Below are 21,309 nucleotides of genomic sequence, written 5' to 3' on the forward strand. Positions count from 1 at the left end.
ATAGCAAAATGCCCGCTCATGAGCGGGCATTTTTTTTCTCTGCATTCCCTGCGGGACTTGCACCATAAGCCCGCATGAATACCTCGACAGCGGCCGCGACAATGCGCTCGATCTCCTTGCGGGTCACCTTGCTGATGACCCCAAGCAGCTGGAGTTCAACCACTTCAGCTTCGTACAGGCTCTTGAGATGCATGGTCATGATGCGTGCGTCGGCAGGGCGCAGAACGCGGTTGTCGATGGCGGATTGGAGCAGGTCTGTCACCTGTGCCCATGCGCTCTTCGGGCCGCGTTCATAAAATAGCCGGCCGAGATCCGAGCGCCCGCTTTGGGAAATCACGATACGTCGCATGGCAACGATTTCCGGGGCCATGATGATCTTCAAAAAACTCTGCCCCAAATTTTGCAGAATGGCTTGCAAGTCGCCTGACCTTTGCAACGCAGCGAAGAACATGTCGCGGCCTTGCTTCTGGGCAGACGAAAGCATCACCTCGACAAACAATTCTTCTTTCGAAGAAAAATAATTGTAGAGCGTTGCCTTCGAACCTCCGGTTCGCACGGCGATTTCCGCCATCGATGCTGCATCAAATCCGACTTCCTGAAATACGTCCGCCGCCGTGGCAAGAATCGCCTGGCGCCGCGCTTCGGTTTTTACTCTCACGGCATCTCCTCGTTCTTCTTTCTTTTATGAACCAGGGAGTACAGTTTTGCTTGACAGAAACAGCAATTGCAAACTACGATCATAACTGTACTGCGCTGTGCAGTTTATGCTGGCCTACAGGGCCAGGCAAGACGTTGCGGGCAATGCGCAACGATGAAGCAGCAAACCCGCCCGCCCAAGCAACCGAGCAACTTGATCAACCAAGCAATTGGACTGGAATGTCGCCGATCAAGTGCCGGAAAAGGGTCTCAATCTGTGGCCGACCAATTCCGCGGACGTTCAGGTACAAGCACGTTTCCGCCCATTCGGCCGCATGGCAGCGGTCCCGGTGCCCCTGATTCACTGCGACGCTGCCGGAAGTGAATTTGACACTTACGGGCGCCGCATGTCGTCTGGACGCGTGTCAAAAGCGACGTCTCGCGGAAATCTCCATCGCGAGGGTGGCTATAACAATTTCAATGCTGAGAGGGATACGTCTGCCGAACCGCGGCCCTTGTGCCCATACGTATCGCGCTCTGGCTTACTTCTGGAACAAGGGAATTGATGTCTTTTGAAACACTTCTAGCCTCTAGCGAAGCCGGCATGCCGGATGGACCGAATTCCGTGGAGCGGCATAGTTTCAGCAAGCGCCTGCAGCAGGCTTTGCAGCAGGCGAATTATCCAGCGGATAGCCCGACCCGGCTGGCTCGTGAATTCAATGTGCGATTTACCGGAAGTCCGATCTCGGTGCATGCGGCACGAAAATGGATCGTGGGCGAGGCCATGCCCACCCAAGAAAAGTTGCGCACCCTTGCCGCCTGGCTCGGTGTATCTGCGGAATGGCTACGCTTTGGTACGGGCGGGAGTGAAACGGATACAAGCATCCTCAGCACCCGGCTGCAATCGGAAGATTTGGCCCTCCTTTCTGATTTGCAGCAGCTCGAAGACAAGCATCGCCAGATCGTGCGGACCATGATCCGCATGCTGCTGCATGCGCAGAAATAGGCAGAGGCGACCCAAGAGATTTACTGTGCACGAGCGGCCCTCCGGGCGCTGCTAGATAACGCCGGCCGACATGAGCTCTGGTTGCGAAGAGGTGCTTCCGCCTGCATGTGAATGCGCTAAAACAGCTCGAATTGCCCTGTCGCATTCCCAGGCTTTCTCATGGCTTGCACTGTCTCGATCGCGGGGCGGCGAAAGCGTGAGGCATCCAGCGTCTTGAATCCGCGCGACCTGTCACCGAGACCGAGACGCGCAGCTGCCTTTGCAAAACGCTGCCTGATCAAGTCGGCCCATACGCCTTCGCCACGCATGCGCGCGCCAAAGCGCGCATCATATTCCTTGCCCTTGTGCATGTCGCATATCCGGTTCATGACCCGTTCGGCACGATCGGGAAAGTGTGCCTGCAACCATTGCTGAAACAGCGGATTTACTTCCCAAGGCAGCCTCATGACGATATAGCTGGCATTGATGGCGCCGGCCTCTACCGCGGCTTCGAGTACGCGTTCCAAGTCCGGTTCGGTAATGAAAGGGATGACCGGCGCGATGCTGACGCCAACCGGAATGCCGGCGTCGGCCAGGGTGCGGATGGAGCGCAGGCGCCGCGCAGGCGCTGCTGCGCGCGGCTCCAGGATACGTGCGAGGGTGTGATCGAGCGTCGTGATGGTGATCGCTACCACTGCCTGCTGCTTTGCGGCCATGGGCGCCAGCAAGTCGATATCGCGTTCGATCAGGGAAGACTTGGTGATCAGACCAACCGGATGTTCGCACTCATGCAGCACCTCGAGCACGCGTCGTGTCAGCTTCAGGCCGCGTTCGCATGGTTGGTAGGCGTCAGTGTTGACACCAAGCGCGATCGGTTCGGGCTCATACGATGGCTTTGCGAATTCCTTTCTCAGGAGTTCCGGCGCGTTGGCCTTTGCAAAAATCCGGCTCTCGAAATCCAGGCCCGGCGACAAGCCAAGATAGCTGTGCGTAGGGCGGGCATAGCAATAAATGCAGCCATGCTCGCAACCCCGATATGGATTCAGCGTGACGCCGAATGGCAGGTCGGGAGAAGCATTGCGACTCAAAATGCTTTTGGCCTCTTCGAAATGGACTTCAGTTTTCGCGCGCTGCGGGACGGCATTATCGTCGTCGCTCGGCCAGCCGTCATCGAACTCTTCGCGGACATCCACTTCATGACGGCCCTGCAGGTTGGAAACCGCGCCGCGCCCCTTCTGTGCCTTCAGATCCCGTTCCCCAGCCGGAGGCAGGCTCACCGGTTTCCAGTTGTTATCTGCCATGGCGTTTCATGTACTGTATAAAGAAACAGTATCTTAGTTGGCAGTTGCTCCGAGATCAAGGGCTTCTATGCCTGAGTGGAATCGTCAAGGTGAGCTTTCGCACAAAGGTTTGATCTCACTCACCATCCATGCAAATGGCGATGATTTAAATCGGGAGAAGACTGTCATTGAACGATGCACGGTGTATCTCTCTGTGACTACGTTTCCGGTCCGAAGGCGGCCCCTGTCGGGCGGCCAATCGTAGCCGCTACACATGTGCAGTAGCTCGGCAAGGAGGCACCGTGAGGCGCAAATACGCAGCCATGTTTGTGCGGCAATTCATGCAGCCATGGAGGCTAGCATTGCTGTTGCTGGCTGCATTGTTGCAAGTTGCCGGCTGCGGCCAGAAGAACCAAGGCCCGGCACAGGCAGCGCCGCCGCCACCGGAAGTGTCGGTGATCAAGGCTGCTACGTCCCCTGTCACCTTGCTGGAAGACTATGCTGCGCAGACGGAAGCGGTGGAGGCGGTCGAGATCCGTTCGCGCGTCGGCGGCATCCTTGAGCGGCAGGCGTTCAAGGATGGCAGCCCTGTAAAGAAGGGGGAACTGCTTTTCGTGATCGACCAGCAGCCCTTTCTTACCGCGCTGTCGCAATCCAGGGCAAATCTGGCGCAGGCGCAGGCGTCCCACCTGAACTCCGCCCAGAATCTGGCGCGGCTGAAACCCCTGATGCAAACCCGGGCCATCAGTCAACAAGACCTTGATGCAGCTGTCGCCAAAGAACGCGCGGACGCGGCCAGTGTCGAGGCAGGCAAGGCCCAGGTACGCCAGGCCCAGCTGAACCTTGACTACACCACCATTCGCGCACCCCGCGACGGGATGATCAGTCGCGCATTGATCAGGCCGGGAGGGCTGGTCAATGCCTCGTCGACACTCCTGACGACACTGTATTCGGTCGATCCCATGTATGTCAGCTTCACCATCAGCGAACAAAAGCTGAATGAGCTGCAACGGCATTACAACTTGCGCGATGCCCGCAAGAGGCCTGATTTCAAGGTCAAGCTCATCGACGGTTCCGACTACAAGTATGGCGGCAAACTCGATTTCGTCGATGCAGCCGTCGATCCGCGAAACGGAACGCTGCCGGCACGGCTGGTCGTGCCCAATCCGGAAGGCTACCTGCGGCCCGGGCAGTTCGTGCGCGTCATCATGCCGGGCCAGGAAAATCCGAACGCCATCCTGATACCGCAGAAGGCAGTGCAGGAATTGCAGGGAAAGCGATCGGTATATGTCATCGGGCCGGACAACAAGGCGCAGTACCGGGACATCGTTGCCAATGCCCGGGTTGGGAATAACTGGGTCGTGGAACAGGGGATCAAGCCGGGAGAACTGGTCGTGGTCGAAGGCATTGCAAAGGTCAAGCCGGGCGCACCAGTGAAGCCGGTTCCGGAAGGCGCTGCCGGAAATGGCGACGCAAAACCCGCGCAGCAGGCAAGCGACCACAAACCGCAGAAAGCAGGAAGCTGATTTTCACGGGACGCCACAGTCGAATGCCCGGGCCTGAGGCTTGCCTGACAGCAGGTAACACATGTTCAATTTCTTCATTGACCGGCCTGTTTTTTCCACGGTGATTTCCCTCATCATCACCCTGGCAGGCGCGCTCGCCGCATTCACCTTGCCGATCGCGCAGTATCCGCAAATCGTCCCGCCTCAAGTGCAAGTCACCACGAGCTTCCCCGGTGCCAACGCGAACGTGGTTGCCGAATCGGTGGCCGCGCCGATCGAGCAGCAGGTCAACGGCGCGAAGGGTATGATTTACATGGATTCGAAGAGTGCAAACGACGGCTCCTACAGCCTGACCGTTACCTTCGATATCGGGACCGACCCCGACCTCGACGCCGTCGATGTGCAAAACCGGGTGGCGATTGCTCAAAGCACGCTTCCACCCGATGTGGTCCGGCAAGGCATCACCATTCGCAAGCAGTCGACCGATTTCCTGGAAGTGCTGGCGCTGACCTCTCCGGACGGTCGTTTTGATACGACCTTCATGAGCAATTACGCCTTGCTCAACCTGCAGGATACGCTGTCGCGCATTCCCGGCGTCGGCATCGTGCGCATCTTCGGCGCGCGCGATTACAGCATGCGCATCTGGCTCAACCCGGACAAGATGGCGCGGCTGGGCGTGACGGCATCGGATGTGCAGCGGGTCATCCAGGAACAGAACATCGTCGCGCCGGCAGGACGGATCGGCATGCCGCCGGTGCCGCCCGGCCAGCAAATGCAGTATTCGTCGACGATCCAGGGACGACTGTCCGAACCGTCGCAATACGAAGATCTGATCATCCGCGCTGCGCCGGACGGCCAGATCGTCTATCTGCGGGATATCGCTCGGGTCGAACTCGGCGGCGCCGACTACAGCATCAATGTCCAGGAAAATGGTACTGCCGGCGTGTTCATCGGCATTTTCCTGCAGCCGGATGCGAACGCGCTCGACGTGGCAAAACAGGTGGGGCTGACGATGGATGATGCGGCCAGGCGCTTTCCTCCCGGCCTCGAATATTCCATTCCCTACAGCACTACGCCATTCGTGACGGAATCCCTGAAGGACGTGGTGAAGACCCTGGGCGAGGCATTCCTGCTGGTACTGTTCGTGGTGTTCCTGTTCCTGCAGACATGGCGCGCAACGATCATTCCCATGCTTGCCGTCCCGGTATCGCTCGTCGGCACCTTCGCGATCTTCGCTGCGCTCGGCTTTTCCATCAACACGCTCACGCTGTTCGGGCTGGTGCTCGCCATCGGCATCGTAGTGGATGATGCGATCGTGGTGGTGGAGGCGGTGCAGCATCGCCTCGACGAAGAACAGATGTCGCCGGCCGAAGCAACCAAGGCGGCCATCGCCGACGTCGGCGGGCCTGTCGTCGCCATTGCACTCGTGCTTGCGGCAGTGTTCATTCCGGTCGCATTTCTGGGCGGCTTGACCGGCCAGTTGTACCGGCAATTCGCACTCACGCTCGCCACCTCCGTGATCCTGTCCGCCGTCGTCGCGCTGACACTGACACCCGCCTTGTGTGCGTTGCTGCTGCGTCCGGCCGCCCATGCGAGACCGCCCGGTTTGCTGGGCAGGTTCTTCCGGAAGTTCAATCACGGATTCAACACATTCGCCGACCGTTACAGCGGCTGGGTCGTCTATCTGGCACGGCATGCGGCAATGGTCATGCTGACCTTTGCGGCCTTGCTGGTCGTCCTGTACGGCCTGATCAAGGCACGTCCGACCGGGCTGGTGCCGTCGGAAGACCAGGGCTATGTATTTGCAGTGATGCAATTGCCGCCAGCGGCATCGCTGGAACGCACGAACGAGGCGATGGCCCAGCTGACCCGGATTGCGAATGAAACGCCGGGCGTGGCAGGTGTTGCATCCCTGGCCGGATTCAACCTGCTCACCGGCCTGACGACGTCCTACAATTCCACCTCCTTTATCCGCTTGAAGCCATGGGATGAACGCAAGGAGCCCGGACTGAACGCCGATGGAGTCGTGCGCGCATTGACTGCGCGCCTGAACAGTGAAATCAGGGAAGCACAGGTCCTGGTGCTGAACCCGCCGCCGATACGCGGCCTCGGTTCGACCGGCGGCTTCGATTTCATCCTCCAGGACCGGACCGGCGGCGATCCTAAGCAGTTTTCCCAGGTTCTCCAAAACGTGGTCGCCGCTGCCAGCAAGCGGCCGGAAATCGCCTTTGCCTTTCCCAACTATAACGACCGCATCCCCCAGATTGAATACCAGGTGGATCGGGAAAAGGTGAAGACCTTCGGCATCGCCCTGAACGAAGTCTTCTTCACCCTGCAAACCCTGATGGGAAGCTACTACGTCAACGACTTCAATCTGTACGGCCGCACTTTCCGGGTGCAGATGCAGGCGGAGGCCAGTGCGCGGGCGCAGCCGAATGACATCAACCGTTACTATGTGCGCAACGGGAATGGCGACATGGTTCCGCTCAACACGGTACTGACACCGAAATCGATCAACGGGCCGGAGTTTTACGAGCGCTACAACGTCTACCGCGCCGCAACCATCACCGGTGCTGCAGCGCCGGGCTACAGCTCGGGCCAGGCTGCGCAAGCCATGCAGGAAATCGCCAGCAATATGCCGCCGGGCTTCGGCTATGAATGGACCGGGGCCACCTATCAGGAACAGAAAACCAGCGGACAGACCGGATACATCTTCGCGCTGTCGCTCATGTTCGTGTTCCTGGTGCTGGCGGCGCTCTATGAAAGCTGGGCCATGCCGGTCGCCATTCTTCTCGTGATTCCGTTCGGGGTGCTGGGGGCATTTACCGGCTTGACGCTGCGCACTTCGGTAAACAATGTCTACACGCAGATCGGGCTGATCATGCTGATCGGGCTGGCGGCGAAGAATGCCATTCTGATCGTGGAATTCGCCAAGCTCGCGCATGAGCGGGGCGCAAGCATCCTCGAAGCCGCGCGCCAGGGGGCGCAATTGCGGCTGCGGCCGATTCTGATGACTTCATTCGCCTTCATCTTCGGCACGATCCCGCTGGCAATCGCCACCGGCGCCGGTGCTGCTGCGCGCCAATCGATCGGTACGGCAGTGGTATTCGGAATGCTGTTTGCCACCGCGATCGGCATCTTCGTTATCCCGGTTTTCTACGTGATCCTCCAGCGTATCAGTGAGCGCAAGATGCCGTTCAGGCATGAGGACGAAAGGCCGCCGGGCGGCAGGCTGCCTCCGAGCACCGCGCCTGCCGCGCCGAGAAAAGGAGAGCCGTAGCGCAGCTTGCCGCCGTCGTCACGGCCGGCGCGCGGATTTCGTTACCCTTGGCCGGTCTATCATGAGCCATGCAGTACAGGCTGCGCCAAGAGCAAGCAGTGCCGATGCGAGCATGACCCAGCGGAAGCCGTAGACAAACGAGTCGGAAACTGCCTCCCCGAGTGCCTGCCTGTCATGTTCGGTCGCTTCATCAGGAATTTCGACCGCCGCCAGCTTGTATTGCTCGGCCAGGACTTGTTCCAGTATCGGAGGCGGCACGCCGGACTGCTCGGCATGCCGGCCCAGTGCGCTCCCGAAGGCCTGAGTCATTGCAATGCCGAGTACTGCAATTGCCAGCAGGCCTGCAGTCCGTGAAACCGCATTGTTGACTCCGGACGCGATGCCGGCCATCTTGTTGTCAACCGAGTTCATGACCGTGGTGGTAAGCGGCGCCACGCTGATCGTCATCCCCAGGCCCAGAACCAGCACCGCGGGGAAGAAGGTGAGCCAGTAACTGCCCCCGACGCCGGGTACGGCAAACAGGGTGAAGCCAAGCGCAGCGATCGCGGGACCGATGACCAGCGGGCGTTTTGCGCCATATCTGTCCACCAGGCCGCCAGCCCAGCGCGACAGCACGAACATCATCAGGGTCAAGGGTAAGAAGACGGCCCCTGCTGCGGTGGCGGAGTAGCGGTGAATCTGGATCAGATCGAGCGGTATGAAGAACATGCTGCCGCCGAGGGCCGCATAGAGCAGCAGGGTCAGCAGATTGGCCCCGGAAAAATTCCGGGAGCGAAACAGGTGCAAGGGCAGCATGGGTGCCGGGTGCCTTGCCTCGGCAAATATGAAACCTGAGAGCGCAAGCACCGCTGCCATAAACGCAGCAATTGTTTCGGCATCGCTCCATCCCTGCGTAGGCAATGCAATCAAACCATAGACCAGGCATCCCAGCCCAATGCTGGCAAGCAGCGCTCCCAGCCAGTCGAGGCGCTGCACGCCCTGCGCACTGCGGCTTTCGGGCACGTATCTGAAAGCAAGAAACAGGACCAGCAGAGCAAGTGGCAGATTGATGAGGAAAGCGTAGCGCCAGGACCAGTGCTCAATCATGAAGCCGCCGAGCACCGGGCCAAGTGCGGTGGTAATGGCGGTATAGCCCGACCAGCTGCCGATCGCCTTGCCGCGGACATTTTCAGGAAACGAGGCACTGATGAGGGCAAGGCTGCCCGGAACGAGCAAGGCGCCGCCGATGCCTTGCAGGGCTCGCGCGACAACCAAGTGCGCGAGCGTCGGCGCCAGCGCGCACCAGACCGAAGCGGCAGCAAACAAGCTGACTCCGAGGGAAAACACCCGGCGCCGCCCGAACCGATCTCCGGCACTTCCCCCGACCAGCAGCAATGCGCTCAGCAGCAAGGCATAGGATTCGACGATCCACTGGACCTCGGCCATGTTGGCCTTGAATTGCGCCTGCAAGGCGGGCAGGGCAACATTGACGATCGTGCCATCGATGAAGGCCATGCTGGAAGCCAGGATCGTGGTCGTCAGGACCCAGGGGCGCGCCTTTTCACTGCATGGGAAGTCCACGACACTGGTCCGGATAAAAGGTTCGTCGCATGGAGGCAGTAGTTATCAGAGAAAAAGTACGGTGATTTGCGCTCGAAGTCCTGCCTCCACTGGTGAGCGGCAGTATCGATAGACAGCAACGAATGGGAGAAGTGCCGGCCAATGCGGCCTGGAACATTTTCTGCCTAGTCCTTCAAATGGAAACGCCGGCGCAGGAATACGCGTTCGACAAGTTCGAACAGGAATTGGGTCAGCAGCGCGAGCACGGCGGCAGGGATGGCGCCGGCCAACAGGATGGCATTGTCGTTGAGTGCGAGACCGGTGGCGATCCGCTCGCCATAGCCGCCGGCACCGATAAAGGCTGCGATGGTCGCGGTGCCCACGTTCATTACCGCAGCGGTTTTGATGCCGGCCAGGATAAAGGGCAGGGACAAGGGCAGGTCAATATGCACCAGGGTATCCCTTGGACGAAGGCCGAGCGCCAGCGCGGCTTGCCGCAATCCGGTCGGCACCTGCTCGATGCCGGTGCAAGTGTTGCGCACGATGGGGAGCAGGCCATACAGGAACAGCGCGATCAGGGCCGGTACGGCACCAATGGTCCCCAGGACCGGGATCAGGATGGCGAGCAGGGCAAGCGAAGGTACGGTCTGGAGTACGCCAGCCACTGCCATGATGGCCTGGCGCAGGCGCGGCTTGAAAGCAGCGACGATGCCGAGCGGGATGCCGATGCATGCAGCGAGCGACACGGACAGCAGCACGAGCATGACATGCTGCCGGGTCAGGCGCCCGAGATTCCCGTCGAACAGTTGCTCAATCAAGCCGTTGGGTTTGGATGGAAGCGTCCGATCCTGCGCTAAAAACGCGCCCGCAACCGCAGAGAAACTCTTGCCCTCCAGTTCGGCTGCCGCATTCATTCGAATCATGTCGTTGGCCGATATCCGGCCTTCCAGCTTTTGAATCGCTTGCCACGCTTGCGGAAAACGTGCCGGAACGTCGAGGCGGTACAACAGCACGGCATCGTAGCGGGGGAAATAATTCAGATCGTCCAGCAGGACGTATAAATGCATTCGCTCGATCCTGGCGTCGGTGGTGTAAATGTCGATCGCATCCACCTGCCCGCTGGTTAAGGCTTCATACGCGATGCCATGGTCCAGCCCGGTCACCCTGTTGCGCAGCCCGTAACGCCCGGCGAGTCCGGGCCACCCGTCCGCCCGTCCCAGAAATTCATGGGATAGTCCCAGGCGCAATTCCGGGTGGCGCGCCAGTTCGCTGAGCGTGCGGATTCCGTAACGCTCGGCATCGGCGACCCGCATGGCGATTGCATAGCCGTTGCTGAAGCCGAGCGGCACGCCGATTCCGATCCCGAACACAGCCAGCTCGCGCCTTGCCGATTCGAGCGGCATAGGGGATGAATGTTTCAGTATTTCGCGTTCAACAGTCCCGATGTATTCGGGATAAACATCGATGGCGCCGGTCTTGAGTGCTTCGAACACGATCGCCGTGTTACCCAATCCCTGCTTGTGTGCCGACTTCGCATAAGGTGCACTTGCCTGTGCCAGGATCTCTCCAAGAATGTAGGACTCGGTGAATCGCTTCGATCCGATTTTCAGTACTTCCTCGGCGCCAACTGTTCGGGGCACCAGGATTGCGGCGAAAACCAGCAGCAGGAAAAGAGTTGCGCGCAAGGCAGGAAGCCGCGTGTGCGGACATCTCGCGGCAAGCGCCGCAAGAGGCGGGAACAGTGAGTGGTCGGTCATTTTGGTCGCGGGCACTCCGGCAGGTGCAGGAATCTGCTTCGTGCTCTGGTCTCGTTTCCGGGCATGGATTCACGAAACATCCTAATTCTTGAACATTATGCATGTCGCGACCGCGGCGAGGCGGCTGCCATGTCAACCCGGGAGCACCGTACCAGCGCTCCCGGGGCAAGGGCCGGCACGGTTCCGAAAGAAACTGCGATATGACCGGTGTCAATTCCGCCGGACGGAAGCAGCGCTTGCCATGCCCGCTTTTCGGTACACTTGGAACGCCCGGCGAAACATTCCAGGCGGCAGGTGAATTGCATCTGCCGTTTTCGCTTCCGATCCCACGACAGGAGGACACATGCTGCATCCACAGGCGCGTGCATTGCTCGATCTGATTGAACAGCGCGGCGTGCCGCCGACCCATACGCTCGCGCCGGAAGAGGCCCGGCGTGTCTATCGGGAGCGCCGGTCCTTTACGCAGCCGGATGCCCCGGCAGTGGCCGAGGTCCAGGATTTGCAGGCAGAAGGGCCGAATGGTCCGATTCCCGTCCGGCTGTACCGGCCGCGCCTGCCCGAGCAGGCCGCAAACCATACCCGATCGCTACCGGTGCTAGTCTATTTTCACGGCGGAGGCTGGGTGATCGGCGACCTCGAGACCCATGATACCTTGTGCAGGGAACTGGCCAATGGCGCGCGCTGCGCAGTCATGTCCGTGGATTACCGCATGGGACCGGAGCACCGTTTTCCGGCTGCCGTGGAGGACTGCATTGCCGCGACCTACTGGGCAAGGCGCAATGCTGCCAAACTTGGGCTCGACGCAGAGCGGCTTGCAGTAGGCGGGGACAGCGCCGGCGGCAACCTGGCCGCAGTCGTCGCCATCGCGGCCCGCGATGCAGGCAACTTGCCCATCGCATTCCAGCTGCTGATCTATCCCGCTACCGACATGCGGCGCAGCGCGCCGTCGCATGCGACCAATGGCCAGGGCTATCTGCTCACGCGCGACACCATTGACTATTTCCACGACCACTACATCATCGATCCTGCGCAAGACCTGGACTGGCGTGCATCGCCGTTGCTGCGGGAAGACCTGGGTGGTTTGCCGCCCGCCTTCGTGCTGACTGCAGGATACGATCCCTTGCGCGACGAAGGTCTCATGTACGCGCAGCGCCTTACCGAAGCCGGCAACCGGGCCGCACATATCTGCTTCGAACGGCAGATCCACGGCTTCATCCTGATGGGCAGGGTGATCGATGAAGCCAATGATGCCGTTGCCATTTGCGCGTCGCAGCTTGCGCGGGCGCTCGGGACAAGCAGTGGATGAAAGGATTCGACATGAACAAGACGATTTTGATGGCTGCGCTGTTGTGTTGCGCGAATGTTTCGCAGGCGGCAGGCACGTCCAAGCCGATCAGCAACGAGGATATCCAGCAGCAGATTTCCCTGGCCCAGGAAATGGTCGTCGGCTGGCTGCAGCGTGCCGGCGTTCAGGGTGAAGTGGAGATGCGGCGCGATTCCCTGGAGAAGAATCCGAACCCCAAGAATGTCTGCGCAATCAAGCTGGAAACACAGAGCTTTCAGGCTGGTGATAATGACTTCGTGCAGGCTTGTGCAAAAGCGCTCGACAAGCTCAAGGCCGCGCGGCCCGATCTGGCTTCCAAGGCCGAAGCCAATGCGCCGAAGTAAAGCTCACTGGAAAAATGCCGGCTGGGTCAGCCAGAGCCAGTATCCGCCTCCGATGATGAGCAGGTAAGGCCAGGAAGCAATCGAGAGCACCCAATCCTGGCGCGAAGGCCAGAAGGAGAGGAATTGCGGCGCGAGAAGAAAGGCGATGCCGAGGTCGACCCAGGTGAACGACCAGGGCTGCCTGACTCGCCAGGCGGCGACGATGAAGGGAATCGCAAGTATCGCAAAGGGCGCGAGTGCGGTTGGCGCGGCGTTGTACCAGCGCAGGTTGGCAAACTCGACCGATCCCAGCATCCATTCCCGGGCGCTGCGGCGCGGGATGACTGAAAACGAAACCGGCTCCGCCCGGGTAATGAGGCCTGCGCAAAAATGTGCCAGTTCATGGCAGATGGTGCCGGCAAGATAAAACACAATCACGAAGTCATGCCTGCGCCCGACCAGTGCAATCACCACGGCCAGCGCGATCGAGGGCGACAGATAGATGAGGATGTCCAGGTGGCTGCACAGGTAGAGCGGCGCAATCGCTTGGCAGGCTTGGGCTGGGGACATCTGGTCGGTCTTGGTGGTGATTCCGGAAGAAGCATAAAGATAGGATCAAATCGCTGCGCAGTCCAGTTGTACTGATGTTCTGATGAGACGGTGCATGTCTGCACGAGGCAGGCTGAACGCAGCGGGATCCGAGCGGCGCTAGAATGGTGGCTCTCTCCCGCACATTCCCCGCTTGCCATGAGTACCGCTCCCGCCAATCCATCGCTTTTCCCTCCCATCGAACCTTACCGCAGCGGACGGCTCGCCGTCGATGAATTGCATACCTTGTACTGGGAAGAGTGCGGCAACCCGGACGGCCAACCAGTGCTGTTCCTCCATGGCGGCCCGGGCGGCGGGCTGTCGCCGAAGCACCGGTGCTACTTCGATCCGGCCCATTACCGGATTGTTTTGTTCGACCAGCGCGGCGCCGGCCGGTCGACTCCGCTTGGAGAATACCGCAACAACACCACGCAGTTGCTGATTGCAGACATAGAGCGCATCCGGCACATGCTCGGCATCGACCGATGGCTGGTGTTCGGTGGTTCATGGGGATCGACGCTGGCCCTGGCTTACGGCGAAACCCATCCGGAGCGTTGCTTCGGTTTTGTGCTGCGCGGGATTTTCCTGTGCACGCAGGACGAGATCGACTGGTTCCTGCATGGCATGCGCTGGTTCTATCCCGAAGTGCATGCGGAATTCGTCGCCCCGATTCCTGAAGCCGAGCGAGGCAATCTCCTGCAAGCCTATGCCAAGCGCCTGTTCAGCGACGATCCGGCGGTGTATGTGCCGGCGGCCCGCGCCTGGAGCCGCTATGAAGGAAGCTGTGCCTTCCTGCTTTCCAACCCGCAGGCGATCGAGGACTTCAGTTCGGATGCGGTGGCCCTTGGTCTCGGACGCCTGGAGGCGCATTACTTCCTGCACCGGGGCTTTCTGGAAGAAGAGCAGCTGATCCGCAACATTGACCGTATCCGGCATCTGCCGGCAGTTATCGTGCAAGGGCGCTACGACATGGTTTGTCCGCCGCGTACGGCGTACCGGCTGCACGCCGCCTGGCCGGAAGCCAGAATGCGCGTGATCGCCGCTGGCGGCCATTCCGCCAGCGAACCGGGGATTGCTGCGGCCCTGGTCGGCGCAACCGAACAGTTCAAGCTGCGCCAGGCCTTCGCCTAGCGTCGACCTTTGTAGCGGAAAAGCCGCCTGCATTCCAAAGCGGCAGGGAATCGGTTAACATTCCTGGCCACCGAATCCTTGCGCATCATGATCGACCAAGCAGATACCGTTACCCGGCCTCTCCCCATTCCCATCACTGCTGCCTTGCGCGTGAATCTTGCGACTTCCAAGCGCTTGTATTGCATCGAACTGAGCCAGGATCTGCTCGGCGACTGGATGCTCACCCGTTCCTGGAAGGACAAGACTGACGGTCGGGTAGGGCGCAAGCAGACGATGGTGGAAAGCCAGACCGTCGGCCTCGCCTTGCTCGATACGATCACGAAAAAACAGATGAAGCTCGGCTACATGCCCTGCTGAGGCTGCTTTCCCGGACAGTCCGCCTTCTTAATACTGCCCGGTTCCCCGAAGCAGACTTGCCTTCGCAGCCTGCAGTTCAACGGGCGCGGAGCTGCCGTCGGATTGTGGGCTGCTCCGTGCGGCCTTTCTTGCGTGCGAAATTCCATAGGGTTCCGAAGGATCATCGGCGCATCCTGCAAGCATGGCGAGGACAAGCAGCGGGAAGATGAAGCGTTTCATGATCTGTTCTCCACAAAATAATCCGCAAATTTACGCATGAGCGTGCGATGAGCAAGAGGTGGTGAAACATTGGTTGCGGCGCATCAAGCGCACGGCCGGTGCCGCCACGCTCCTTGTGGAAAATCAAGGGGCCTGCACTCGCTTCGCTCCTCCGCAACGGGATGCCGTTGCCCAGCCTTAACAAATATTTACAATAAAGCGATACTGGCCTGTCGATTTCGCTATTCCTCATTCGTCGTGCAAATGGAGAGTGAAAACAGTCTCCGCATCCGGGAAGCCGGTCGGAACCAGCGGGCCACCCGGCTTCCCACCCGTTACTCAGCAAAGGAGAAAGGACGATGAGATTCATGATCATACGGAAGGCCGACAAGGACACCGAGGCCGGCGTGATGCCGAGCGAGCAGCTCCTGGCCGACATGATGAAGTACAACGAAGAACTGGTAAAAGCCGGCGTGATGCTTGCAGGCGAAGGCTTGCAGCCGAGTTCGAAAGGGGCACGGATCAAGTTTTCCAAGGGAAAACCGACCGTGATCGACGGTCCATTCACCGAAGCGAAGGAATTGATTGCGGGCTTCACCATGATTCAGGCGAGATCGAAGGAAGAAGCGCTCGAATGGGTCAAGCGCTGGCCGGCTTCCGACGCCGATGGCGAGGTTGAACTGGAACTGCGCCAGGTATTTGAAGCCGAGGATTTTGGCGATGAGTTCACGCCCGAGCTCAGGCAGCAGGAAGAGCGGCTACGGGCGCAATCGGCCGAAGTCGCTAAAACCGGGCAGCGTTGAAACCGAAATCAAACTCTAGAGGAGATATCATGCAAGTCCAACCCTATCTGGTCTTTGACGGCCGTTGCGAAGAAGCAGTCACGTTCTATCGCGAAGCGCTTGGCGCGGAAGTGGAGATGCTCATGCGCGTCAAGGATAGCCCGGAGCCGCCACCGCCCGGCACGCTTGCGGCCGGTTCCGAAAACAAGGTGATGCATGCGAGCCTGCGCATCGGCGAGACAACTGTGATGGCATCCGATGGCTATTGCCACGGGCGGCCGAGCTTCCAGGGTTTTTCGCTGTCGATCCAGGTGACTGACGAGGCCCAGGCCGAGCGCCTGTTCACCGCTCTGGCTGACGGAGGGCAGGTGCAGATGCCTCTGTCGAAGACCTTCTTTTCCCCGCGCTTCGGCATGGTTGCCGACCGCTTTGGCGTGTCCTGGATGATCAACGTGGTGCAGTAAGGTCCAGGCGGCATGGCAGCGTCTCCTGCGCATCGAGTGGTCGAGGCGGTCTGGCGGATCGAATCCGCCAAGATCATCGCCGGCCTTGCGCGCATCCTGCGTGATGTCGGTCTCGCGGAGGAACTGGCGCAGGATGCGCTCGTCACGGCGCTCGAGCAATGGCCGCAGTCGGGCATCCCGGACAATCCTGGCGCCTGGCTCATGGCCGCGGCCAAACATCGCGCGATCGACTATCTGCGCCGGAAGAAGCTGCTGGAACGCAAGCATGAAGAACTGGGCCGGGAACTCGAAGTGCAGCATGAGTTGGCGGAAGCGGATCTTGCCGAAGCCATCGAGCGGTCGATCGGCAAGGACATCGGCGACGATCTCTTGCGGCTGATGTTCGTCGCCTGCCACCCCGTGCTGTCCAGTGAGGCGCAAGTGGCACTCACCCTGCGCCTGCTCGGCGGGTTGACGACGCAAGAGATTGCCCGTGCCTTCCTCGTGTCGGAACCTACCGTGGCCCAGCGCATTGTCCGGGCCAAGAAGACGCTCGCCGATGCGCGCGTGCCCTTCGAGATACCGCGGGCGGGCGAACTGGCTGCCCGCCTGTCGTCGGTGCTCGGCGTGATTTACCTGATCTTCAATGAAGGCTATGCGGCAACCGCGGGGAATGCGTGGACGCGGCCGGCGCTCTGCGAGGAAGCACTGCGGCTCGGCCGCATTCTGGCCGAACTCATGCCGCAGGAACCGGAAGTTCATGGCCTGATTGCGCTCATGGAAATCCAGGCATCGCGGCTTGGCGCACGCACCGGGCCGGATGGTGAGCCCATTCTCTTGCTGGACCAGAACCGTGCGCGCTGGGATCATCTCCTCATACGCCGCGGGTTGGCGGCGCTGAAACGCGCCCAGACGCTCGATGCGAACCCCGGTAGCTACGTCTTGCAAGCGGCCATTGCTGCCTGCCACGCGAGAGCGCGCACTGCAGAGGAAACCGACTGGAAGCGCATTGCGGACTTGTATGACGCGCTAGCCGGGATTGCGCCGTCGCCTGTGGTAGAACTCAATCGTGCGGTTGCAGTGGGGATGGCGCACGGTCCGGCAGCCGGACTGGAAATTCTCGAGGGACTCGCCGCAGACCGGCAACTGCGTCACTACCACCTCTTGCCGAGTGTACGGGGAGACTTTCTGGCAAGACTCGGCCGCCATGACGAAGCTCGCGCAGAGTTCGAGCGTGCAGCAGCGCTCACGCACAATGCACGCGAACGTGAACTGTTGCTAAAGCGCGCGCAGGCATGCATATCCAGCCCGCCCACGCCCGATCCGAAATGACGCTTCGGGTAAGGCTGCATCGGCGTGCATACCGATAAACTTGTAGTATTTCTCCTGCAGACGCGATCCTGAAGAGTCGGTCTTTCTGGAAAACATCCCTTGGGCAAGAAAACTGATATGGCGATGAACACCACCTATGCATCGATTGAGCCGACGCGCGCAGAAATCGATACGCTCGACAGTCCGACGGTACTCGAATTCGGCGCGCCCTGGTGCGGCTATTGTCAGGCGGCTCAGCCACTGCTGGCTTCCGCCTTCGCCCACCATCCCGGGGTACGCCACATCAAGATTGAGGATGGCAAGGGCCGGCCGCTGGGTCGTTCATTCAGGGTCAAGCTTTGGCCCACACTGATATTCCTGGACCGGGGCAGGGAAGTCGAGCGGCTGGTTCGCCCGACGGATGCAGAGATGATTCGCGAAGCGCTGGCACGGATCGACGCCGCCAGCTAAACCCTCAGCACTCATCTTTTCTACTGATTCTCGGTACTTCCGCCCTAGCCAGCTCATCCACATCTTTTCAGCCAAGCAACGCCCTTCAGTTCTGTGCGGCCTTTAAAGTCCCATTCCGCGTAACAGTTATTGCCATAAAGGCAATGACGTTGCTTTCCAGGCAGCCCCCTAAACGTGCCATTGCGTAACATCGGGTTACAAGTTATTTTATATTGCTTAGAAGAAATTACAGAGTGTTAACCGTATAAAAAGAATTACAAGCAAGCATAAATAAATCATCGGTGTGCCAAGTTAAGAAGCTGCACTTAAAAAAATTTTTCGCTTCTACACCGTCGAATTCCACGAAAGCAGGAGACAAAAATGTTTAAGGGCATCGCTGTCGCTCCGGCCTTGAAGAAGTACGTTTCGGTTTTACACTGGTTCGTTCCCGAGCGCTTACAGCACAAGCCGCTCGAACTGTCACGTTCCCAGAACATTGTCAGCGCCACTATCATCGCTGCCATATCCGGCCCGTTCTACGCGTTCGTCTACCATCTGCTCGGCTTCACACCAGCGAGCTACGTAATTTTGCTTTGTTGCGCCGTGATGATGAGTGCACCTTTCATACTTAAGGCGACAGGCAGCATCAGAGTGGCTGAAGCGGTCTTTGTCAGTGCCGTCTTCTTCAATTTTTCCTGGTTGAGCTACCACCTCGGCGGCGTCATGGCTCCTACCGCCGCGTGGCTGATCGTCTGCCCCCTTGTGGCAATGCTATTGGGCGGAGTCGCGACTGGTATCTTCTGGCTGCTGATGAGTTCCTGCTCGCTCATCACCATTTATCTGCTCGAGGTGAACGGTTTTGCCGCGGACCCAGCGCCGATTGCCAATACCTTGTTGCTGCAAACGCTATGCACTCTGGGCCTGTTCATGGTGGTTGCGATTTTCGCTTTGCTTTTCGAGCAAGCCAAGACCCAAGGCTTCATCAAGCTCGAGCGTGCGTTGAACACCATTCAGGAACTGGCCATCCGCGACGAACTGACCGGCACCAATAACCGCCGCCACCTCATCAAACTGATCGAGGACGAGAAGACCCTGGCGAACCGGACTGGCAACTCGTTTTGCATATGCCTGCTGGATATCGACCACTTCAAGCGGATCAACGACACCTACGGTCACTCGGTTGGCGACCGGGTTCTAAAGGTCTTTGCGGATACCGTTCAGAGCAAAATCCGGGCAATAGATTGCTTCGGTCGGTATGGAGGGGAAGAATTCCTGTTGATGCTGCCGCAGACAATGCTTGATGAAGCACAGGCGCTAGCTGAAAGGGTTCGGATCAGTACGGAACAGATTGATTTTTCAGAAATAGCCAGGAATCTGACGGTCACGGTTTCCATTGGGATCTCGGAATTCCGTCCCGGTGACACTGTCTCCCAACTGATTGCCTGGGCCGATCAGGCTCTGTACCAAGCCAAGTCCAGCGGACGGAACCGCGTCGTTCTCTTCAGTGACAGCGACACAGCCAATTGCCATTACGTTGTAGAGCGACACCACGAAGATCCTGATGCAAGCACGTCCATTCCGGCCGACCTGGATGCAGAAGGGCGAAAGCTTGGACATGCACATCCGCTTCATCCTCATGACCTGCAGTCGGTTCTGGATTGCATACCGGACAGCGTTGTGCTTGTAGACAAAGATGGAGAGTGCCTGTTTGCCAATGCTGCAGCGCGAACCTTTATTCCATTTGTCACTCGGCAGTCCTTGAACCAGAACCAGGATTCATATGGATTGTTCCTGCCTGATCAAGTAACGCCGTACCCGGTCGACATGATTCCGCTCAATCAGGCCTTACGAGGGCAGAGCGTCGACAATGCCGAAATTTACGTGCGGGCGCCATTTAGTGCTGCGCCTGTCTGGCTGAGCTTCAGTGCAAAGCCTCTCCGGGACAACCAAGGGAACGTGTGGGGCGCCGTAGGAAATTTCCGTGAAATCACGGGCCAGATGGAAAATAAATCCAGGCGTATATCCCCTGCTCAGTACGATGCATTGACCGGCCTTCCCAACCGCCACATTTTCCGCGACCGCCTGAGCCATGCAATGCATCGCTCGATACGGAGCCATCACATGATTGCTCTGATGAGCCTGGACATCAACAAGTTCAAGGAACTTAATGACGCGTTGGGATATGAAAATGGGGATCTTGCCCTCGTGCAGGTTGCCGGGCGCATCAAGGACTGCTTGCGCGACTGCGATACCGTTTCACGTTGGGATGGCGATGCATTCAGCATCATCCTTGAGGACGTGATAGATGAGAGAGACGCCTGTGTGGTCGCACAGAAGATCATCGATGCGTTATCTGAACCGCTGGTTCTAAATGAAACCGAATGCTTTTTGAGCGTCGGTATCGGGATCATCCTGTTCCCGGTTCAGGACATTCATATCGACAGCTTGCTGAAGAAGGCCGATCTTGCAATGCTCCGGGCGAAGAGTTCGGGGCAGAATAATTATGAAGTTTATTCACAAGACATGACCGGGATGGCGATTGAGCGTCTAACGCTGAAGAACCAGTTAAGGCGCGCACTTTATCGCGACGAGCTGTTTCTGCAATACCAGCCTCAGGTCGACATCAAGACGAATAGGATAATCGGCGTCGAAGCTCTCATAAGATGGCAGCATCCGGAGTTGGGATTCATAGCGCCTGCCCAGTTCATTCCACTTGCCGAGGAAACAGGGCTCATCATTCCTATTGGCGAATGGGTACTGAAGACAGCATGTGCGCAAATGGTGGCATGGCGGAGTGAAGGATTCTCCCCCATAAAGATCGCCGTCAATCTCTCGGCACGGCAGTTGAAGCATCCCCGGCTAGTTGCAAGCATCCGCGAAATCATTTCGGAAACTGGCATCGATCCCACTTATGTGGATTTGGAAATTACAGAAGGACTTCTCATGGAAGACCTGCTCTTTAGCAGGAAAGTCATTTCCGAGCTAAGGGCAATCGGGATCAAGATATCAATCGATGATTTTGGAACCGGCTATTCAAGCCTGAGCTATTTAAGTGAGCTTCCCTTGGATATCCTCAAGATGGATGGCTCATTTGTGAAGCGACTGGAAGACACCTCGCACGAAGAAAACTCCTATTCAATTGCAGAAGCCATCATTGCGATGGCGCATAGCATGAACCTGACAGTCATCGCCGAAGCTGTCGAGACTGAGCAACAACTGGCAAGCCTGCGGAAGATGAAGTGCGATCAGATGCAGGGGTTTTTGTTTAGCCGACCCCTGGCTTCCTACGGAGTTGCTGCAATGTTGAAGAGACAAAAATTGAGTTTGACGAACGAAACGAATCTACTGCACGTCAAGGAGAGCATGGCCTAAGGGCTATGTGCCGTAATTGTTGGCAGAAGAAGACCCGACCGGCTTATA

Annotated in this window: 18 protein-coding genes; 12 read left to right on the forward strand and 6 right to left on the reverse strand. The window is 58.8% G+C overall.

Annotated features, from left to right (window positions below):
• Positions 1-16 precede the first annotated feature (16 nt).
• Positions 17-658 (reverse strand): TetR/AcrR family transcriptional regulator, encoded by a 642-nt coding sequence (locus HGHM_RS17795; RefSeq protein ID WP_019142918.1) that lies wholly within the window; start codon positions 656-658, stop codon positions 17-19.
• A gap of 642 nt (positions 659-1,300) precedes the next feature.
• On the opposite strand from HGHM_RS17795, the gene HGHM_RS21790 reads away from it, so the two are divergent.
• Positions 1,301-1,642 (forward strand): hypothetical protein, encoded by a 342-nt coding sequence (locus tag HGHM_RS21790; RefSeq protein WP_245549297.1) that lies wholly within the window; start codon positions 1,301-1,303, stop codon positions 1,640-1,642.
• Positions 1,643-1,758: 116 nt separating this feature from the next.
• On the opposite strand, the gene HGHM_RS17805 is transcribed toward HGHM_RS21790, so the two are convergent.
• Positions 1,759-2,922: a PA0069 family radical SAM protein gene (locus HGHM_RS17805; protein ID WP_019142920.1), complete on the reverse strand. Its 1,164-nt coding sequence runs from the start codon at positions 2,920-2,922 to the stop codon at positions 1,759-1,761.
• A gap of 281 nt (positions 2,923-3,203) precedes the next feature.
• Between HGHM_RS17805 and HGHM_RS21795 the strand changes: the two genes are divergently transcribed.
• Together HGHM_RS21795 and HGHM_RS17815 are read left to right on the forward strand one after the other, a co-directional pair.
• Complete coding sequence (locus HGHM_RS21795) at positions 3,204-4,427, forward strand: efflux RND transporter periplasmic adaptor subunit (RefSeq protein WP_148415756.1); 1,224 nt, start codon at positions 3,204-3,206, stop codon at positions 4,425-4,427.
• Positions 4,428-4,488: 61 nt separating this feature from the next.
• Positions 4,489-7,686, forward strand: coding sequence for an efflux RND transporter permease subunit (locus tag HGHM_RS17815; protein ID WP_019142922.1), 3,198 nt, complete (start codon positions 4,489-4,491; stop codon positions 7,684-7,686).
• 18 nt (positions 7,687-7,704) lie between these two features.
• Here the strand turns inward: HGHM_RS17815 and HGHM_RS17820 are convergent, their stop codons facing one another.
• Together HGHM_RS17820 and HGHM_RS17825 are read right to left on the reverse strand one after the other, a co-directional pair.
• Positions 7,705-9,246: an MFS transporter gene (locus HGHM_RS17820; protein ID WP_019142923.1), complete on the reverse strand. Its 1,542-nt coding sequence runs from the start codon at positions 9,244-9,246 to the stop codon at positions 7,705-7,707.
• 164 nt (positions 9,247-9,410) lie between these two features.
• Positions 9,411-10,982, reverse strand: coding sequence for a glycine betaine ABC transporter substrate-binding protein (locus tag HGHM_RS17825; protein WP_019142924.1), 1,572 nt, complete (start codon positions 10,980-10,982; stop codon positions 9,411-9,413).
• 343 nt (positions 10,983-11,325) lie between these two features.
• Here HGHM_RS17825 and HGHM_RS17830 point away from each other — a divergent pair, with 343 nt between their 5' ends.
• Both HGHM_RS17830 and HGHM_RS17835 read left to right on the forward strand, forming a co-directional pair.
• Positions 11,326-12,288, forward strand: coding sequence for an alpha/beta hydrolase (locus HGHM_RS17830; protein WP_019142926.1), 963 nt, complete (start codon positions 11,326-11,328; stop codon positions 12,286-12,288).
• An 11-nt stretch (positions 12,289-12,299) separates the two neighbouring features.
• On the forward strand, positions 12,300-12,650 hold the full coding sequence (locus tag HGHM_RS17835) for a hypothetical protein (protein WP_019142927.1): 351 nt from the start codon (positions 12,300-12,302) through the stop codon (positions 12,648-12,650).
• Positions 12,651-12,653: 3 nt separating this feature from the next.
• Here HGHM_RS17835 and HGHM_RS17840 read toward each other — a convergent pair whose 3' ends face one another.
• Complete coding sequence (locus HGHM_RS17840; RefSeq protein ID WP_019142928.1) at positions 12,654-13,199, reverse strand: hypothetical protein; 546 nt, start codon at positions 13,197-13,199, stop codon at positions 12,654-12,656.
• A gap of 177 nt (positions 13,200-13,376) precedes the next feature.
• Here HGHM_RS17840 and pip point away from each other — a divergent pair, with 177 nt between their 5' ends.
• Complete coding sequence (pip, locus tag HGHM_RS17845) at positions 13,377-14,348, forward strand: prolyl aminopeptidase (RefSeq protein WP_019142929.1); 972 nt, start codon at positions 13,377-13,379, stop codon at positions 14,346-14,348.
• A gap of 87 nt (positions 14,349-14,435) precedes the next feature.
• Positions 14,436-14,705, forward strand: coding sequence for a WGR domain-containing protein (locus HGHM_RS17850; protein ID WP_026076174.1), 270 nt, complete (start codon positions 14,436-14,438; stop codon positions 14,703-14,705).
• A 27-nt stretch (positions 14,706-14,732) separates the two neighbouring features.
• Here the strand turns inward: HGHM_RS17850 and HGHM_RS23890 are convergent, their stop codons facing one another.
• Positions 14,733-14,924 carry a lipoprotein gene (locus tag HGHM_RS23890; protein ID WP_019142931.1) on the reverse strand — a complete coding sequence of 64 codons (192 nt, stop codon included), beginning with the start codon at positions 14,922-14,924 and terminating at the stop codon, positions 14,733-14,735.
• Positions 14,925-15,262: 338 nt separating this feature from the next.
• Between HGHM_RS23890 and HGHM_RS17860 the strand changes: the two genes are divergently transcribed.
• From HGHM_RS17860 to HGHM_RS22425, 5 genes are all read left to right on the forward strand, one after another.
• Positions 15,263-15,706, forward strand: coding sequence for a YciI family protein (locus HGHM_RS17860; protein WP_019142932.1), 444 nt, complete (start codon positions 15,263-15,265; stop codon positions 15,704-15,706).
• 29 nt (positions 15,707-15,735) lie between these two features.
• A complete protein-coding gene (locus HGHM_RS17865; RefSeq protein WP_019142933.1) occupies positions 15,736-16,149 on the forward strand; it encodes a VOC family protein in 414 nt (137 codons plus the stop codon).
• Between the two features lie 12 nt (positions 16,150-16,161).
• Positions 16,162-17,460, forward strand: a complete 1,299-nt coding sequence (locus tag HGHM_RS17870; RefSeq protein WP_026076175.1) for an RNA polymerase sigma factor — start codon at positions 16,162-16,164, stop codon at positions 17,458-17,460.
• Positions 17,461-17,577: 117 nt separating this feature from the next.
• Positions 17,578-17,910 carry a thioredoxin family protein gene (locus tag HGHM_RS17875; RefSeq protein WP_019142935.1) on the forward strand — a complete coding sequence of 111 codons (333 nt, stop codon included), beginning with the start codon at positions 17,578-17,580 and terminating at the stop codon, positions 17,908-17,910.
• A gap of 360 nt (positions 17,911-18,270) precedes the next feature.
• Positions 18,271-21,261, forward strand: coding sequence for a bifunctional diguanylate cyclase/phosphodiesterase (locus HGHM_RS22425; RefSeq protein WP_019142936.1), 2,991 nt, complete (start codon positions 18,271-18,273; stop codon positions 21,259-21,261).
• Positions 21,262-21,309 lie beyond the last annotated feature (48 nt).

The sequence above is a fragment of the Noviherbaspirillum massiliense JC206 genome, assembly GCF_000312045.1.
Taxonomy (GTDB): domain Bacteria; phylum Pseudomonadota; class Gammaproteobacteria; order Burkholderiales; family Burkholderiaceae_D; genus Noviherbaspirillum; species Noviherbaspirillum massiliense.

Bases quoted from the DNA above. Each gene is read 5' to 3' on its own strand.
- HGHM_RS17875 (WP_019142935.1), top strand. From the start codon at position 17,578: ATGGCGATGAACACCACCTATGCATCGATTGAGCCGACGCGCGCAGAA.
- HGHM_RS17870 (WP_026076175.1), top strand. From the start codon at position 16,162: ATGGCAGCGTCTCCTGCGCATCGAGTGGTCGAGGCGGTCTGGCGGATC.
- pip (WP_019142929.1), top strand. From the start codon at position 13,377: ATGAGTACCGCTCCCGCCAATCCATCGCTTTTCCCTCCCATCGAACCT.
- HGHM_RS17865 (WP_019142933.1), top strand. From the start codon at position 15,736: ATGCAAGTCCAACCCTATCTGGTCTTTGACGGCCGTTGCGAAGAAGCA.
- HGHM_RS17805 (WP_019142920.1), bottom strand. From the start codon at position 2,922: ATGGCAGATAACAACTGGAAACCGGTGAGCCTGCCTCCGGCTGGGGAA.
- HGHM_RS17840 (WP_019142928.1), bottom strand. From the start codon at position 13,199: ATGTCCCCAGCCCAAGCCTGCCAAGCGATTGCGCCGCTCTACCTGTGC.
- HGHM_RS17835 (WP_019142927.1), top strand. From the start codon at position 12,300: ATGAACAAGACGATTTTGATGGCTGCGCTGTTGTGTTGCGCGAATGTT.
- HGHM_RS17825 (WP_019142924.1), bottom strand. From the start codon at position 10,982: ATGACCGACCACTCACTGTTCCCGCCTCTTGCGGCGCTTGCCGCGAGA.
- HGHM_RS17860 (WP_019142932.1), top strand. From the start codon at position 15,263: ATGAGATTCATGATCATACGGAAGGCCGACAAGGACACCGAGGCCGGC.
- HGHM_RS23890 (WP_019142931.1), bottom strand. From the start codon at position 14,924: ATGAAACGCTTCATCTTCCCGCTGCTTGTCCTCGCCATGCTTGCAGGA.
- HGHM_RS17850 (WP_026076174.1), top strand. From the start codon at position 14,436: ATGATCGACCAAGCAGATACCGTTACCCGGCCTCTCCCCATTCCCATC.
- HGHM_RS17815 (WP_019142922.1), top strand. From the start codon at position 4,489: ATGTTCAATTTCTTCATTGACCGGCCTGTTTTTTCCACGGTGATTTCC.
- HGHM_RS22425 (WP_019142936.1), top strand. From the start codon at position 18,271: ATGTTTAAGGGCATCGCTGTCGCTCCGGCCTTGAAGAAGTACGTTTCG.
- HGHM_RS17830 (WP_019142926.1), top strand. From the start codon at position 11,326: ATGCTGCATCCACAGGCGCGTGCATTGCTCGATCTGATTGAACAGCGC.